General features: G+C 64.3%; 13 protein-coding genes. 9 read left to right on the forward strand and 4 right to left on the reverse strand.

Annotated elements, in window-relative coordinates; translation table 11 throughout:
- The first annotated feature begins 4 nt into the window (after nucleotides 1–4).
- The 4 genes from ACMX2H_RS06130 to mgrA all read left to right on the forward strand — a co-directional run bounded on the left by ACMX2H_RS06130 (nucleotide 5) and on the right by mgrA (nucleotide 4,799).
- Nucleotides 5–1,180, forward strand: coding sequence for a DUF6226 family protein (locus ACMX2H_RS06130; RefSeq protein ID WP_414959657.1), 1,176 nt, complete (start codon nucleotides 5–7; stop codon nucleotides 1,178–1,180).
- Nucleotides 1,181–1,236: 56 nt separating this feature from the next.
- Complete coding sequence (locus tag ACMX2H_RS06135; RefSeq protein ID WP_414959658.1) at nucleotides 1,237–2,889, forward strand: bifunctional ADP-dependent NAD(P)H-hydrate dehydratase/NAD(P)H-hydrate epimerase; 1,653 nt, start codon at nucleotides 1,237–1,239, stop codon at nucleotides 2,887–2,889.
- A gap of 338 nt (nucleotides 2,890–3,227) precedes the next feature.
- Nucleotides 3,228–3,650 (forward strand): hypothetical protein, encoded by a 423-nt coding sequence (locus ACMX2H_RS06140; protein WP_414959659.1) that lies wholly within the window; start codon nucleotides 3,228–3,230, stop codon nucleotides 3,648–3,650.
- A 108-nt stretch (nucleotides 3,651–3,758) separates the two neighbouring features.
- Nucleotides 3,759–4,799 carry an L-glyceraldehyde 3-phosphate reductase gene (gene mgrA, locus ACMX2H_RS06145; protein WP_414959660.1) on the forward strand — a complete coding sequence of 347 codons (1,041 nt, stop codon included), beginning with the start codon at nucleotides 3,759–3,761 and terminating at the stop codon, nucleotides 4,797–4,799.
- A gap of 100 nt (nucleotides 4,800–4,899) precedes the next feature.
- Here mgrA and ACMX2H_RS06150 read toward each other — a convergent pair whose 3' ends face one another.
- Nucleotides 4,900–5,301 carry a PLDc N-terminal domain-containing protein gene (locus tag ACMX2H_RS06150; RefSeq protein WP_414959661.1) on the reverse strand — a complete coding sequence of 134 codons (402 nt, stop codon included), beginning with the start codon at nucleotides 5,299–5,301 and terminating at the stop codon, nucleotides 4,900–4,902.
- 425 nt (nucleotides 5,302–5,726) lie between these two features.
- Between ACMX2H_RS06150 and ACMX2H_RS06155 the strand changes: the two genes are divergently transcribed.
- The 3 genes from ACMX2H_RS06155 to ACMX2H_RS06165 all read left to right on the forward strand — a co-directional run bounded on the left by ACMX2H_RS06155 (nucleotide 5,727) and on the right by ACMX2H_RS06165 (nucleotide 8,104).
- On the forward strand, nucleotides 5,727–6,143 hold the full coding sequence (locus ACMX2H_RS06155; RefSeq protein WP_414959662.1) for a hypothetical protein: 417 nt from the start codon (nucleotides 5,727–5,729) through the stop codon (nucleotides 6,141–6,143).
- Nucleotides 6,144–6,229: 86 nt separating this feature from the next.
- Entirely contained in the window at nucleotides 6,230–7,399 is a 1,170-nt protein-coding gene (locus ACMX2H_RS06160) for an AI-2E family transporter (protein ID WP_414959663.1), read from the forward strand.
- 39 nt (nucleotides 7,400–7,438) lie between these two features.
- Nucleotides 7,439–8,104: a GAP family protein gene (locus ACMX2H_RS06165; RefSeq protein WP_414959664.1), complete on the forward strand. Its 666-nt coding sequence runs from the start codon at nucleotides 7,439–7,441 to the stop codon at nucleotides 8,102–8,104.
- A 14-nt stretch (nucleotides 8,105–8,118) separates the two neighbouring features.
- Here the strand turns inward: ACMX2H_RS06165 and ACMX2H_RS06170 are convergent, their stop codons facing one another.
- Nucleotides 8,119–8,964, reverse strand: a complete 846-nt coding sequence (locus ACMX2H_RS06170) for a class II glutamine amidotransferase (RefSeq protein ID WP_414959665.1) — start codon at nucleotides 8,962–8,964, stop codon at nucleotides 8,119–8,121.
- 27 nt (nucleotides 8,965–8,991) lie between these two features.
- On the reverse strand, nucleotides 8,992–9,378 hold the full coding sequence (locus ACMX2H_RS06175) for an SHOCT domain-containing protein (protein ID WP_414959666.1): 387 nt from the start codon (nucleotides 9,376–9,378) through the stop codon (nucleotides 8,992–8,994).
- Nucleotides 9,379–9,864: 486 nt separating this feature from the next.
- Between ACMX2H_RS06175 and ppk2 the strand changes: the two genes are divergently transcribed.
- Nucleotides 9,865–10,677 (forward strand): polyphosphate kinase 2, encoded by an 813-nt coding sequence (ppk2, locus tag ACMX2H_RS06180; protein ID WP_414959667.1) that lies wholly within the window; start codon nucleotides 9,865–9,867, stop codon nucleotides 10,675–10,677.
- Nucleotides 10,678–10,761: 84 nt separating this feature from the next.
- Nucleotides 10,762–13,530: a cation-translocating P-type ATPase gene (locus tag ACMX2H_RS06185; RefSeq protein WP_414959668.1), complete on the forward strand. Its 2,769-nt coding sequence runs from the start codon at nucleotides 10,762–10,764 to the stop codon at nucleotides 13,528–13,530.
- Nucleotides 13,531–13,574: 44 nt separating this feature from the next.
- On the opposite strand, the gene ACMX2H_RS06190 is transcribed toward ACMX2H_RS06185, so the two are convergent.
- Nucleotides 13,575–14,849 carry a cation:proton antiporter gene (locus tag ACMX2H_RS06190; RefSeq protein WP_414959669.1) on the reverse strand — a complete coding sequence of 425 codons (1,275 nt, stop codon included), beginning with the start codon at nucleotides 14,847–14,849 and terminating at the stop codon, nucleotides 13,575–13,577.
- Nucleotides 14,850–15,059: the final 210 nt, after the last annotated feature.

Consider the following 15,059-nt stretch of genomic DNA (forward strand, 5'->3'; position numbering starts at 1 on the left):
GCTCATGGCTGCCGCAGAGGACTTGTTCGAAGGACCGCCGACAGGTCTACCTGCGCCGGTCCGTGCCGGGCGCGCACTCTACCGGCAGGAAGCGGAAGAGCCCGAGGTCCGGCACGTCGCAGGGTACGCACCGTTCCTGGAGTTCTGTTCCCGGCACAACCGGAATCCTGCCGATCTGGCCGCCAGCCCCGTCAACCTCCTGGAATTCCTCCACGTCCATGCCGCTGAACTCCTTGCCGATCCGCAGCTCAGCGGGGCGGCGGAGGTGTTCACCGGCAACACGATCGTCGCGCAGCGGGTGGACAGTCAATGGCGCAGGCTGGAGGGAGGCATCCTGGAGGCCGGCGACCATGAACTGAGCTTGGTGGTCAACGGAGTCTTGCAACGGTTGGACGCCGCCAATGAAGGACAGCTCCGGGAGTTCCTGACAACGGTCCGCGAGTGGGCCGAGACGGAACCGGAACCTTTGCCCCGGTTCGAGGAGCATGACGGGAACCTGCCGCAACCGGTCCCGCTGCCGGCGGGCTGGACTCCATACGTACGGCCGGACATTCCGGGGGAGGTTTACCGTGATGCGGACGGTGAGCAGATTCCGTACGGCGCCCGGTGGGGAAGCGGGGACGCGCCTGGCGGTTCCTACAGCGTCACCAGCAACACGGAACGCTTTGCCGGCCTGCACACCGTGGCCGACAGCCTGATTGACTATCTGGTCTCCACCTACGCAGCCAGCACCAGCGACGTCACGGCCGAAACAGAGGCCCGGATGCGCGGCCAAGTCAGCGTGCTCCGGGCAGTCCGGGTAGACCCCGCCAGCCCGGACGCCGCGCCCTTGGTCTTCACGTATACCGATTTCCCCGGCGTGTTGCTGCACAGCGGCCTGCTGCACAGCACACCATTTCCGTCCTGCGGCTGTGATGCCTGTGATGAGACCCTCGACTCCGAAGCCACCGGGCTGGAGCAGCAGGTGCTCGCCGTCGCGGCCGGAGGTTTTGCCGAGCGCTACCCCTTGGGACGCCACCGGCGAGCCGAATACCAGTTGGTACGGGTGGACGGCTCGGGCTGGGAAGGCGGCGGCGGCGAACCTTCCCACGACTACACCGAGGATCAACTCCTACGGGCGGAACGGACGCTGGAGTTGTTGCCCAACGGCTGGCAGCCCTGGCCGCTGCGGCAGCAGTAACCCCACCATCCGCCACACCGCTCGTTGCCCGCTGGCTGCTCGACCGAAAGGACCGCATGATCGAGGCCTGGACCCCGGACCAGATCCGCGCCGCCGAACGCCCGCTGCTCGACGACGGACAGGGCCCGGAACTGATGGCCCGCGCGGCAGCCGGACTGGCCGCCGGCATCATCGGCGAACTCAAACGCGTGACCGGCAGGGTCTACGGGTCCCGGCTGGTAGTACTGGCCGGAAGCGGCAACAACGGCGGAGACGCCCTCTTCGCAGCGGCTGCGGTGGCACAACGCGGTGCCATGACGACGGCGGTGCTCACCTCCGAGCGCGTGCACCCGGAGGCGCTGGCTGCTTTCGAACGGAGCGGCGGTCGGGTGATTCGGCTGGATTCGGCGGCTGCAGCCGGTGCACCGGTACCGGCGGACACGGTTCGGGCGGCGACAGAGGTCTGTGTAGCCGCGGATGCGATGGTCGACGGGATTGTGGGCACCGGCGCCGCCGGGGGACTGCGCGGTCCGGCACGGGAACTGGTGCAGGCGCTGCTGGATACCCACGAAGGCCTCCGCGGCGGGCCCCTGGTGGTGGCGTGCGACCTGCCAAGCGGTGTCAACGCCGAGACCGGCCAAGTGAACGGGCCGGTGCTGCCCGTAGACCTCACGGTCACCTTCGGCGGGGCCAAAGCCGGTCTGTTGCTTGATCCCGCGGCCGCGCTCGCCGGCAGAATCGAGACGGTGGATATTGGTATCGGTCATTTGCTTCCGGAGCCAGGGCTGCGGCGGCTCGAGGCGCAGGACCTGGCCACGCTCTGGCCGGTGCCGCGGCGGACCGACCACAAGTACACCCGCGGAGTGCTGGGCATCGCCGCTGGATCCAGCTCCTATCCCGGTGCGGCCCTGCTCGCGACCAAGGCGGCGTCGGCCACCGGGGTCGGAATGATCAGGTATCTGGGGCCTTCGGAGGTGTGCCGGTTGATCAACCTGCAGACACCCGAGGCCGTTTGTTCGCAGGGAACGGTGGCGGATTCCAGGGTCCAGGCTTGGCTGGTGGGTCCTGGAACAGACGGGGACCAGAATCAGCGCGAGCGGGCTCGGGACGCCATCGCTTCCGGTCTGCCGGTGGTCGCCGACGCCGGCGCCTTCGACGTACTTCCGGCCGAGCTGGGACCGCACGTGGTCCTGACCCCGCACGCCGGCGAACTGGTGCGCATCCTGGAAGCTCAAGGCGTCGCCACCGACCGACAACAAATTGAGGCCTCACCCGCCGAATTCGCCGCCCTGGCCGCCGGTCTCACCGGTGGCACCGTGCTGCTCAAGGGAGCGGTAACGGTGATCGCCGCACCGGACGGCGTTCTGTTCTGCCAGCACGACGGGCCCGACTGGCTGGCTACAGCCGGATCCGGCGACACCCTAGCCGGGATCCTCGGCGCCCTTGCAGCGACCGTCCGCACGGAGCAATTGGAGGCGGCCGGATTCACGGAGCCGGAGCACTGGGCGGTGGTTGCCGCCATGGCGGCCTGCCTTCACGGATTGGCCGGGACGGAGGCAGCGCGACGGGACAATGCCAAGTCCGCAGCCGACCCGAGCCCCAAGGAGGCAGGTCGCGGATGGTGTGCACCGCCGTCGTCATTCGAGCGGGGCCGACCGCTGGCGGCATCCGATATCAGCGCGGCGGTACCTGAAGTGGTGGGCCGGATTATCGCCGATCGCAACCATTAGCCGCACGGTGGCAGGACGGCGGGGACGGGACGGCGTCGGGTTTATTGGGTGCCGGAAAAGTGGCACCACAGGGTATCCGCCGCTACCCGTTTCGACTACTCTGAATGCACGTGTTATCCACACCGAAGGGGCACGGTGCGGAGCATAGGAGGCAGGATCCTCCGAGGGACGGCAACCTCAGGTAGACACAGATGGGCCGGGGGCAGCCCCGTGGTTTTATCCGGCGCCAGTGAGCGGCAGCGGCGACAGGAAAGCCGGGGGCCCGCCGAGCCGCTCTTGATGACAGGCGGACGCGCCATCCGCGTCCGGGCCCACCGGAAATCACGGAAGCACTAGTGATGAAAAGTTCAGCAAAATGGCGTGCGTGGTTGATGATCGCCGGCGTACTCCTGGGACTGCTAGCCAGCATGGGCGTGGCAGCTCCAGCCGGTGCCAGCAGCGTCGCCGCGACGTCTTCACAGTCCCAAGCGGACAGAGGTGACAGAGGCAGGAGCGACGCCGACCTGTCGCTGCGCATCTTCCGTAATGGCGACTACCGGGTACGGGGCACTGACTACGATGCACGCCGCGTCCATGTCTGGATTGTCAACGTTTCCCGGGACCGGGTCGTTGATGAGTTCTATGCCCGAACCCATCATGGCGACTTTACTGTCCGTGACGACGGCTTGCGGTGCGACCGCACCTACAAGGCCGTTACCTTCAGCCGCAAAGACGGCTGGGTGTCGAGCAACAAGGTCCGTTTCCACTGCGACCGCTACTAGCAACTCGCCGCTGAGGTAAGGAACCCTATGGTGGGGAGGACGGGATGTCCCGCCCTCCCCACCGTTTTGCGGTCGGCACCACTGGGTGCGCGATGGCATGATGAGGGGATGGCGTTTGAAGCTGCACAGAACCGGTACCAGAACATGCCCTACCGCCGGGTGGGACGAAGCGGCCTGCAATTGCCCGCAGTCTCGCTGGGGCTCTGGCACAATTTCGGCGACGACAAGCCGCTGGAAGTTCAACGCGCCATCCTGCGCCGGGCCTTCGACCTGGGCGTGACACACTTCGACCTGGCCAACAACTACGGTCCGCCCGAGGGCAGCGCCGAGACGAATTTCGGCCGGCACATGCGCGAGGATTTCCTGCCGTACCGCGACGAACTGGTGATTTCCACCAAGGCGGGCTACCTGATGTGGCCAGGTCCCTACGGCGAATGGGGTTCGCGTAAATACCTGCTGTCCAGCCTCGACGCCTCGCTGAAGCGGATGGGTCTGGACTACGTGGACATTTTCTACAGCCACCGGCCGGACCCCAACACGCCGCTGGAAGAGACGATGGGCGCGCTGGACCAGGCGGTCCGTTCCGGCAAGGCCCTGTATGCCGGCATCTCCTCCTATACGGCCGAACAGACCCGGGACGCGGCCCGCATCATGCGCGGTCTCGGCACGCCTCTGCTGATCCACCAGCCGTCCTACTCCCTGCTGAACCGCTGGGTGGAAGAGGGCAGCCCGAGCCTGCTGGAAGTGCTCGACGAAGAGGGCATGGGGTGCATCGCGTTCTCGCCGCTGGCCCAAGGGATGCTCACCGACCGCTATCTGAAAGGCGTTCCGGAGGACTCCCGCGCGGCACAGAACAAGTCGTTGTTCCCGCAGATGCTCTCCGAAGAAAACCTGGACCGTGTCCGCGGGCTGAACCGGCTGGCGGCGGACCGCGGCCAGTCGCTCGCGCAGATGGCCATCGCCTGGACGCTGCGCGAGCAGTCGAAGGGCGCCCCGGTGACATCGGCGCTGATCGGAGCGTCCAGCGTCGCGCAGCTGGAGGACAGCCTCGCCGCCGTCGCCACCCTCGATTTCACGGACGAGGAAGCTGACGCCATCAACCAGTTCGCGGTGGACTCCGACATCAACATCTGGAAGCCGAAGAGCTAGCCCGTGGACCACCTATGCCGTGCGCGCCTTCACCCGGTTTGATGCCTGACGCCGCGGCTGCTGAGGAGACGAGAGCGGGGAAACGTCCCAGCGTGCTTCGCTAGGGCACGCGGAGGCCATGGAGAGCATGCTTCTTGATCGCCGCGTATTCATCCGCTGTGATTGTCCCGGTGTCCAGCAGCGATTTGGCCTTGGCGATTTCGTCGGAGGGGCTGGTCCCCGCGACATCCCCAATGTATTTGTCGACGGCTTCCTGGGTGTGCAAGGCACGTTCTTGGCTTCTCTCGGCCATCCCTCTTCCGCGGGCGATGATGTAGACGAGCACCGTCAGGAAGGGGAAGAAAATCAGAAAGACAATCCATACAGCCTTCCACCAGCCGTTGAGGGACCGATCCCGGAACAAATCGGCGACGACGGAAAACAGCGTGATGAGGTAGGCGATAAACGCGACGGTCCAGAAGAGGAACCAGAAGAAGTCCCAAAAGTTGTCCCAAATGTCCACGACGGTCCTTTCGGTTGCGCCCGCGGAGCCCAGGGCCGGGATGCAATGTCCTGCCACGAATCCTGGGTTCTAGGCTTAAGGATCACCGTCCGTGCCAGGGGGCACCTCATCCATTGCGGGTGAGGTAGCGGCCGGTAGGCATCCGCCAGTGCGGCCATCGAAGCGTGATTCTCTGCGGGTCTGAACGCTGGGTGTGGAATTGCGCTCCTCGTCGGCGTGAGCGCCGCCGTCGTACTCCTGATCTGGGGCAGGCTGCTGCCTGGATGATCGCGTGAAGGCGGAAGTTCCCGCAATCTCTCTGATCCGGGGAGCCTGAATTCACCCCGGTTGGGTGAAGTCTGCCCCGACGGCCAGGCTCAGACTTGATGTGTCTGACAGCGGCCGTCTACCGCCCGGTCCAACCGGTATCCAGAGAGGAACGATCCATGTCGAAACAACATTCGATTCTGACAGGAACTGCCGCCTTAGGGTTGGCCGTGGGGATGCTCGCGGGCTGCTCTGCCAGCCCCGAGGAAAATGTTGCGAAAGCATGCGGGGCCTCCGATGCCTTCGCCGCCGCCCTGCAGAACTTCCGAGAGACCCTGACGCCGGACGCCACCCTCGACGAAATCCGCTCGGCCCGGGAAGAGGTCAGCAATACCTACAACGATCTCAAGGGGGCGACCGCCAACGTCGCCAAAGACCGCACTGATGCACTGGCCTCCGCCACGGACGAGCTTAAGGCTGCCGTAGACGATATCCCCGATGACGCCACTGTGCGGCAAGCGGTCGATTCCTTGAAGAACGAAGCAGCCAACGTCGAGACCGCTCGCAGCGGTGTAGCGAGCGAACTCAACTGCTAGGGTCGTACCCCAGATCTGTCGACTCCGTCCCCTTCTGACAACACAGTGGCGCCCCTAGACTACGACTAGCGGCGAAGGAGGGGGCAATGCAACCTGAATCATCCGGGCCCGAACCATCCGAACCCGTCCCTCGCTCCGGCATTCCGCGCGCAACCACCATCCTGCTGGCACTCGCCGGCGCAACCGTGGCGGCTTTCGGGATCGCCGCGATCCAGGGGATCTTCACCCCGGTCTTCCTGGCCTTAGTGATTATCATCTGCGTGCATCCGATGAGGCGCTGGATGCAGCGGCACGGTGTCCCACGGGGAATCGGTACCGGAACTACCATCGCCGCGGGTTTCGCCGTCCTGATCGGCCTTTCCGTTGTCTTGTTGGCCGCTCTTGCGCAGTTCTCGGCGCTGCTGCCGCAATATGCTCCCCAGTTGCAGCAATTGGGCGAGTCCATCGCCCAATTGCTGGAGTCCGCGGGATTCGGGTCTGAACAGGCACAGACCGTGCAGCAGGCCCTCACCCCCGGCCGCATCATCGAGTTCATCACCGGCTTGTTGGGGAACATCACGGGCATGATCGGCGTCCTGGTCATCATCCTGACGATGCTCATCTTGATGGCGGTTGACGGAGGCCGGATGGCCGCTTTGCTGACCCACCTGCAGCCCCACCGGCCGGCAATGGCTACTGCCTTCAGCGGCTTTGCTGTTGATGTACGCCGCTACACGGTGGCAACTACTATCCTGGGCGCCGCGCAGGGCCTGTTTAACTGGCTCGTCTTGTTCCTCTTGCAGGTCCCGGGCGCGATGGCCTGGGGGGTGTTGTCGTTCATTTGCAGCTTCATCCCCAACATCGGCTACTTCATCGCGATCATCCCGCCGCTGGTCTTCGGGGCATTGAGCGGAGGCTGGCCCGTTGTTTTCGCCGTCATCGTGATTTACGGCGTGATCAACAGTGTCATCCAATCGATCATCCAGCCCAAATACATTGGCAATGCAGTGTCGCTCAGCGAGACGCTGACCTTTGTCTCGGTACTGTTCTGGGCCGTCATTCTCGGCCCAGTCGGTGCCATCCTCGCCGTTCCGCTAACCCTGCTGGTCCGCACGATCCTTCTCGACTCGGACCCATCCAAGGTCTGGCGTCGGGCCTTGACGGGGGACAAGAAGGATATCGAAGCAGCACTCAAGCTCGAAGACGACGCCATCCGCGCCCGCCGGGCACGGAGACGACCGGACCGCCCGCACCGCGATGGCACGCAGCAGGAATGATGTCCCGCCACGCAGCCCTCCGAGCGGGGTGAGCCGCTAGTGCTGGCCCTCTTAGTCAGCCTTGTGCCGGTCGCCGTAGCCGGGGCGATGAGCACAGTGCCGGCCAGCATCACCATCATTATCCTGCTGTCGTCGCATCCACGACGGCGTGCCCTGGCCTTCCTGATTGGTACGATCACCGGTTCGGTCGTGATCGTCGGTCTGTCCTCGGTCGGGCTGGGTATCCTGTCGAACATCCCGAGGTGGAGCGAGGATGAGTTCCAGGCCGCACTGGGTTTGGTGATCGGAGCCTTTCTCATCGGCTATGCGGTGTACCTCTTGAGGCGGAAAGGTACACGGGAGAGTGCCATGCTGGGCAAGATCACGGCCAAGTTTCAGTCTGCTCGCACGTGGGAATTCATTGGGCTCGGCCTGGGGCTGAACCTTCGTCCGAAGGCACTCGTGTTGGCGGTGACCGCCGGTGCGCTGATCAGCGTCCAAGACCCGTCACCAATAGCACGGACCCTACTGGTTCTCGGTTATGCAGTTCTCGCCCAGTCGGCTGTCGTCGTGCCGATTCTCTACTGGGTACGATCTCCGGAACGAGCCGAAGGGCAACTGGCGGCCGTCTATGCCTGGCTGCAGCGCAACGGCCGGTTTGTGACGGCAGCGACAATACTCGCCATCGGCGCCTTTATCGCAGGCTACAGTCTGCTCCAGGCCTAGTTCCAAGAGAACCCTCAAGAGGTCGCTGCGGCTGCATCTGTTGGCCTGAATGGATGGAAGTCGACTTCGCCGTCGTGCACAACGACGCTGGTTGCCTCCGGTACTTCTTGCCACGCTCCGAGCAGGTCGCCCAAGGGTTCAGACACTACCAGCCGCGCATCGTCGGACAGCTGCTCAAGCATGACGTTGCCGGGATAGTGCGTCCGGAGCGTTGTGACGTCCGTGCTGTGAAAGAGGGTCCGTGAGCGGCCTTCGCTGGAGTAGCGGAAGGCCCAGGTGGAGTCACCGTCGGTGGTCGCCACTGTCATCTGCAGCGGGTAGTCGATGCCGTGGCTCTTGCCGACTCCTTCGATGTGCGCAACCGCGGCAGCGACTGCTGCGGGCGGATCCTGCTCCAGTCCGTAGGTGAGAGCAAGCATAAAGAACACCTCGGAGTCCGTTGATCCTTGGATCAGGGGAAAGAGGTCGGGCCGGACAGCCATGGCGAGGTCCCGCTTGATGGCCGGAAAATCCCGGATGAGCCCGTTGTGCATCCACAGCCAGCGTTCGTGGCGAAACGGATGGCAGTTCGTCTGCTGGACCGCCGAGCCAGTGGAGGCGCGGATATGCGCGAAAACCCGGCCGGCGGATGCATGTGACGCGAGCTCCCGGAGATTGCTGTCGTTCCAGGCGGGTTCGGTGCTTCGGAAGATACCCGGTGTGGGCAGAGCACCATACCAGCCGACCCCGAAGCCATCGCCATTTGTGGTTTCGGCCCCCAACCGTGAGTGCTTACTCTGCACGACGAGTGAATTGGCCGGTTTGAACAATAGTTCGTCCAAGGGCACAGGCGATCCCGAATACGCCAGCCAGCGGCACATGGCTACCTCCTCTGGGCGTAAGCCGTTTTACGCAAGGACGCGGGTCTTGATTTTTGCGTAGTCGCTTTCCGTAATGGTTCCGGAGTCCAGAAGTGCTTTAGCCCTCGCGATTTCCTCGGTGGGACTGGATCCGGCGACGTCACGGATGTACGACTCGGTGTACTCCTGATTAAGGCGTGCACGTTCTGCTGAACGTTCCGTCATTCCGCGGCCCCTGGCGATGAGGTAGATCAAAGCCGTGAGGAACGGTACGAAGATCAAGAAGATCATCCATAGCGCTTTGAGCCAGCCGTTAAGGGTGTTGTCGCGGAAAATATCGCCAATGATCATAAATACCGCGATCAAGTAGGTTGTGAAGGCGAAGACCCAAACAAACCACCAGATGATGCTCCAGAAGTTCTCCCAGAAATCCATCGGAAATCCTGTTCATTATGTTGGTCCATGACTGGATATTGTGGCCCGGAGGTGCTTTAGCTCCTCTCTCAGCCGGACCCGTCGGAAGCCGATGCGCCTCCGATAACTAGAAGCCAGTATCTTCCGGCTTCCAAACCGGGCACCTCATCCGGCAAGGGTGAGATTCTCCGGCTGGTTCAGCGTCCTTTCGGCGCTCTTGGGACGCGGGTAGAACGTCCCTTATGCCGGCCCGGAATGATTGGGCAGGCTGCCCCTCTGGCATGGACGTTGGCTGCGCATCGTTCTCGGCGGCTCGACTTGCGGCTACACTTCGTTCAAGTGGCTAGGCGCCGCTGCACAGGTTGAATCTTGCGAGAAGTTTCGCCACGGGCACAGGGGTAACCCGTGGCTGGGAGCCCCCAAGCGGGTCACCGGGAACCTGCGGGGAGTGCTCACGGACAGCGCCCGGGCGATTGCGTCGGATGACCCGACGGAGGGCTGGCGGCCATGGGCAAGAGCAAAAAGCAGAACAGTGCCGACGATAAACCCAGGATGAAGCGGCGGGAGTTCGAAAAGCTCGTAGAGCCGCTGCATGGAGAATTGGTGGCCATGCAGGAGTGGGTCAAGTCTTCAGGAGCCAAAATCGTCATCGTCTTTGAAGGCCGGGACACGGCGGGCAAGGGCGGCGTGATCAAGGCGCTAACCAGCCGCGTCAGCCCCCGTGTTTTTCGGGTCGTGGCTTTGCCAACGCCCACCCCGCGTGAGAAGTCGCAGATGTATGTGCAACGGTATGTTCCGCATCTGCCGGCAGCGGGAGAGGTCGTCATCTTCGACAGAAGCTGGTACAACCGGGCCGGGGTGGAACGGGTGATGGGTTTCTGCAGCGACGAAGAAGTGAGGAGGTTCCTCCTGACGGCTCCAACCTTCGAGCGAGCCATGGTGGATTCGGGCATCACCTTGCTGAAGTACTGGCTCGAGGTTGATGCCGAAGAGCAGACCTTGAGGCTGCAGAGCCGGATCGATGACCCGCGCAAGTACTGGAAGCTCTCGGACTTGGATTTGAAGTCCTACAGCCGGTGGTATGACTATTCACGTGCCCGGGATGAGATGTTCCGTCAGACGGACACTGCGTGGGCCCCTTGGTTCGTGGCTCACACCAACGACAAAAAACGCGGGCGGCTCAACGTCATGAGCCACATCCTTGACCAGATCCCGTATGAGCCGCTTAAACAACCGGACGTCACGCTTCCCAAGCGGCAAAGACCGGGCGACTACGAAGAACCGGCGTATCTGCCGCGTGAGATCCCGGAGCCTTACTGATTGTCGCCCTCGGGCAGTCCCCTGCACCGGCAGGTTCCCTGAAAGGACGCGACCACAGGCCGCGCAAGAGCAAGGACGATTGCTATGTCTCTTCCGGAAACAACCGAAACTTCTGCAGCCGACCAGTGGTACGCGCAGGCGCCCGAGGCGGTGGTGGCCAAGCTCGGCACGAATGAGCAGGCAGGGCTTGACACCGCTGAGGCGGACCAGAGGCGGGCCCGGTACGGGCCTAACTCGATCGCCGCCGAGCGGCCGCCCTCACGCTGGGCGATCGCGCTGCGGCTGCTGCGGGATCCGATGAACCTGATGCTAGTAGGGGTTGTCATCGTGAGCCTGATCATTGACCAGGTTGCGGTCGCTATCATCGTGGCCTTGCTGGTGATCCTTAATCTGGTGCTGGGAACCCAGCAGGAGCTGAAGGCTCGTGCCAGCGTCGATGCCCTGGCCAAGATGCAGATTCCGCAGGCACGCGCCGTAAGGAACGGTTCCCTGGCCCAGCTGGACGCCACAGACCTCGTACCGGGGGACATCGTCAACCTGGAGGCCGGCGACTTGGTGCCCGCGGACGGCCGGCTGCTCCGGTCCGCCACGCTGGAAACCCAGGAGGCCGCGCTGACCGGTGAGAGCGCGCCGATCGCGAAGGACCCCAAAACGCTCGAGGCGGCCGACGTGTCACTGGGCGACCGCACCAACATGGTTTTTCAGAACACCGCCGTCACGCGGGGAACAGCGACGATGGTGGTGACTGCCACCGGTATGCAGACCGAGATGGGAAAGATCGCTTCGATGCTTTCGTCCGTGGACCCGGGAAAGTCCCCGCTGCAGCGGGAGCTTGACGGACTCACCAAAGTGATCGGCATCATCGCCTGGTCCGCGGTCGCTATCATCATCATCATCGGGGTGATCCGCGGGCAGGCCGTCGGGACGGTCCTGCTGGTGGGCATGTCGATGGCAATCGCGGCCATTCCGACCGGCATGCCGACGTTCGTGCAGGCGATGCTGGCCTACGGGGCCAAGCAGTTGGCCGAGCACAAGGCAGTGGTCAAGAACCTCAGCGACGTCGAGACGCTGGGTGCCACGAGCGCGATCAACTCGGACAAGACCGGCACCCTGACCATGAACCAGATGATGGTGCGGCAATTGTACGTCCGGGGCACGTGGTACAGCGTGCAGGGAGAGGGCTACTCCAAGACGGGGGCCATCCGCCAGACGGCCGGCGAGCCGGTGCCGGACTTCACCCGACTGGCGTACGGGCTGTGCCTGGACAGCGATGCCACGGTTTCCGACTCTGGCGAGGTGATCGGTGACCCCACGGAGGCCGCGCTGGTGGTGCTGGCCGCCAAGATGGGTGTCGATGCTGAACATACGCGCCGGGCCTACCCCCGTATCGCGGAGGTACCCTTCGATTCGGCGTACAAGTTCATGGCGACATTCCACAACCTGCCGCTCGACGGCGAGCCGCACTTCGTCGAAATGGTCAAGGGCGGCCCGGATGTGGTCCTGGCACGGTGCAGCATGGCCCTGCTGCCCGAGGGGGAGGTTGCCATCGGTGACGTCCGTGATGACATCACGCAAGCCAACGCGTCCCTGTCGCAGAAAGGTCTGCGGGTCCTCGCCTTCGCCGTGAGGAGGCTGGACGGCCGGGAAGCCGAGGTGGCCCAGGATCCGATGAAGTTCGTTGACGAGCTCACCTTCGTGGGCATGGTTGGCATCATCGACCCGCTGCGCTCGGAGGCGGCCGCCGCCGTGCGTACAGCGCACGAGGCGGGCATCGAAGTTCGGATGATCACCGGCGACCATGCGGTCACCGCCTCCGCCATCGGAGCCGAACTCAGGCTGGGTGCCGGGGCAATCAGCGGCGCGGAAATCCAGGCGATGTCCGATGCGGACCTGCAGCGGGCCCTGCCCGGACTCCACGTCTTCGGGCGGGTGACACCCCAGGACAAACTGAGGCTGGCCCGGCTCATGCAGCAGGGCGGCGCCGTCGTCGCCATGACCGGCGATGCCGTGAACGACGCCGCTGCGCTCAAGCAGGCGGATGTTGGCGTGGCCATGGGCTCGGGGAGCGAGGTGACCAAGCAAGCCGGAAACCTGATCCTCACGGATGACAACTTCGGCACCTTGGTGACGGCGATCCGGCTGGGCCGCAGCATCTACGACAAGATCGTGTCATTCGTCCGGTACCAGATGTCCGCGCTGTTCGCGCTGGTGCTGCTGTTCCTGGTCGCCAGTGTCTTCAACATCAACGACGGCGTTGCCCTGTCTCCGACGATGGTGCTGTTCATCAACTTCTTCATCACCATTTTCCCGGTGATGGTCATCATGACCGATCCTCCGGCCCCGGATTTGATGTCCAGACCGCCGCGGGACACCACGCAACCGATCACGAACGGCAGTGCCGTCACCCAGTGGCTGGTTTACGGGGTGGTCGGATTCGCAGTGACGTTCGCGGCCCTGCTGCTGGCTCCGGGGCCGATGAGCGCCACCGAACCCAACGTGCCGTTGACGATGGCGTTCGTGGTGCTCGCGCTGAGCTCCGTCTTCGGCAGCCTGGCCAAGCGGCGCGATCCGGAGTCGGGTCTGGTGGCGCCGATCATCAATGCGCTCAAGATCCTCTCGATCCCGGTGCTCTTCACCGTGGCAGCGGTGGAGATCGGCTTCCTGCAGGACCTGCTGCTGACAACTTCGCTGAGCGGTGGCCAGTGGCTGGCCTGCATCGGCCTGGCACTGATCGTCCCCATCGTCGTCGAACTGGATAAGGCAATCCGCCGCGGTCAGGCACACCGCAGGAGCACGGTCGAGCCTGCCCGCGCCGACGGCGGCGGGATCGTCGTACCGGCGACGATCACGTGAAGATATGGGCGGTGACGCCACCGATGCGGGTGCGTTCCACCGGCCTACGCCGAACCGATGCCGTGTTGGCGTCGCCGGCGAGGCATGATCACCGGCACGGTCTCCTCCGCTGCCGGATGCTCGACCGGGCGGCTCTCATACCAGCTTCGGTACGCGGCGGAGAGCGGGACCGAGGTCAGGCCGTGAACGACGACGCTGAGCGCTACCGTGACAACCACAGTGGTGAGGATGACTTCCGCGTCGGGGATGCCGCGCTCCAACGCGAGCAGCGCGAACACCAGCGAAGCCAGGCCCCGCGGACCGAACCAGCCGATGAAGGCCACCGTCGGGCGTTTGACCCTGCGGCCGGCGAGGGCAATCGCCACGGGAATCATCCGCACCACGGTTAGGCTCAGTGCGGCATAGAGAAACACTTGCCAGGTAATGTGCGGGATCGCCAAGGTGAAGGCCAGCGCGCCGAATCCGATCCACGTCATGGAGGCGAGCAGGGCCCCTGACTCTTCTGTGAACAGGTTGACGAGCGAGCTGCGGGCGCCCGAGACGCTTCCGAAGGCGATGCCACCGGCGAAGGCGGCGAAGAATCCGCTGCCGCCGAGCAGCGCGGCGATGGTGTAGGCCAGCAGTGCCACTGCCAACGGCGCGATCTGCCGCCAGTCGGGGCTGATCCATTCCCTCCGATCGGCGATGCCGTACAGCAAGCCACCCAGTAGGCCCGCACTGAGGCCGGCGGTGAGACCCCAGCCGATCTGTGCGGCCATGTTGCTGGCGACCGCCCAGGTAACCCCTGTCTCGAGTTCGGCGTTCGCGATCTCAAGCGCGACGAGGAAGAAGGGCACCGCGAGGCCGTCGTTGAAGCCGCTCTCCACGTCGAGCGCCTGCCGCACGCGGACGGGAACCGCTGGATCGGCGACCACCTTCTGGCCGAGAGCCGCGTCCGTGGGGGCCAGAATCGTCGCCAGCAGCACCGTGGAGGCCAGTGGAATTCCGGGGAAGACGAGTGCCCTCACCCCAACACCGGCCAGCATCGTGAGCGGTAACCCGATCAGTAGGGGGCGGACGGGCCAGCCCAGCTCGCGACGGAGCGAGCGAACGTCGAGCCGGGTGGCATCGCTGAACAGGAGCAGGACGAGCGCGATCTCGGCAATCAGACCGATTTCAGAGGACTCCAAGGAGGCATCGAGCAGGCCCAGGGCCGACGTGCCGACAACAAAGCCAACGACGGTGAAGAACAGGGCCGAAGTGACCCCGCGCCGGTCAAGCGGCCCAGAGAACGCGCTCCAGAGAAGGATGATCGTCAGTACCGTCGTCGCCGCTACCATGCGGGTCCTGCTCTCGATCGTGAGCGTTGCTACCCGCCACCGGGGCGGATCCCAAAAATGCCGGCTTCCTTGGCGCTCCCGGAGTGGTTCTCACGGCCTGCTGAGTGGTGGCCGGGGAATCGCAGCACCATCCCATCAGGACCCACCCGCTCCGGGCTTGAGCAGATGCTACCGGCTGCTGGGTCGTCGTTCCAGACTCCGTCCTCACCC

It is taken from the genome of Arthrobacter sulfonylureivorans (assembly GCF_047607445.1).
GTDB lineage: Bacteria > Actinomycetota > Actinomycetes > Actinomycetales > Micrococcaceae > Crystallibacter > Crystallibacter sulfonylureivorans_A.

Excerpts from the sequence above, each read along its gene's own strand:
- ACMX2H_RS06130 (WP_414959657.1), top strand. The coding sequence starts at position 5 with ATGGCTGCCGCAGAGGACTTGTTCGAAGGACCGCCGACAGGTCTACCT.
- ACMX2H_RS06135 (WP_414959658.1), top strand. The coding sequence starts at position 1,237 with ATGATCGAGGCCTGGACCCCGGACCAGATCCGCGCCGCCGAACGCCCG.
- ACMX2H_RS06140 (WP_414959659.1), top strand. The coding sequence starts at position 3,228 with ATGAAAAGTTCAGCAAAATGGCGTGCGTGGTTGATGATCGCCGGCGTA.
- mgrA (WP_414959660.1), top strand. The coding sequence starts at position 3,759 with ATGGCGTTTGAAGCTGCACAGAACCGGTACCAGAACATGCCCTACCGC.
- ACMX2H_RS06155 (WP_414959662.1), top strand. The coding sequence starts at position 5,727 with ATGTCGAAACAACATTCGATTCTGACAGGAACTGCCGCCTTAGGGTTG.
- ACMX2H_RS06160 (WP_414959663.1), top strand. The coding sequence starts at position 6,230 with ATGCAACCTGAATCATCCGGGCCCGAACCATCCGAACCCGTCCCTCGC.
- ACMX2H_RS06170 (WP_414959665.1), bottom strand. The coding sequence starts at position 8,964 with ATGTGCCGCTGGCTGGCGTATTCGGGATCGCCTGTGCCCTTGGACGAA.
- ACMX2H_RS06175 (WP_414959666.1), bottom strand. The coding sequence starts at position 9,378 with ATGGATTTCTGGGAGAACTTCTGGAGCATCATCTGGTGGTTTGTTTGG.
- ppk2 (WP_414959667.1), top strand. The coding sequence starts at position 9,865 with ATGGGCAAGAGCAAAAAGCAGAACAGTGCCGACGATAAACCCAGGATG.
- ACMX2H_RS06185 (WP_414959668.1), top strand. The coding sequence starts at position 10,762 with ATGTCTCTTCCGGAAACAACCGAAACTTCTGCAGCCGACCAGTGGTAC.
- ACMX2H_RS06190 (WP_414959669.1), bottom strand. The coding sequence starts at position 14,849 with ATGGTAGCGGCGACGACGGTACTGACGATCATCCTTCTCTGGAGCGCG.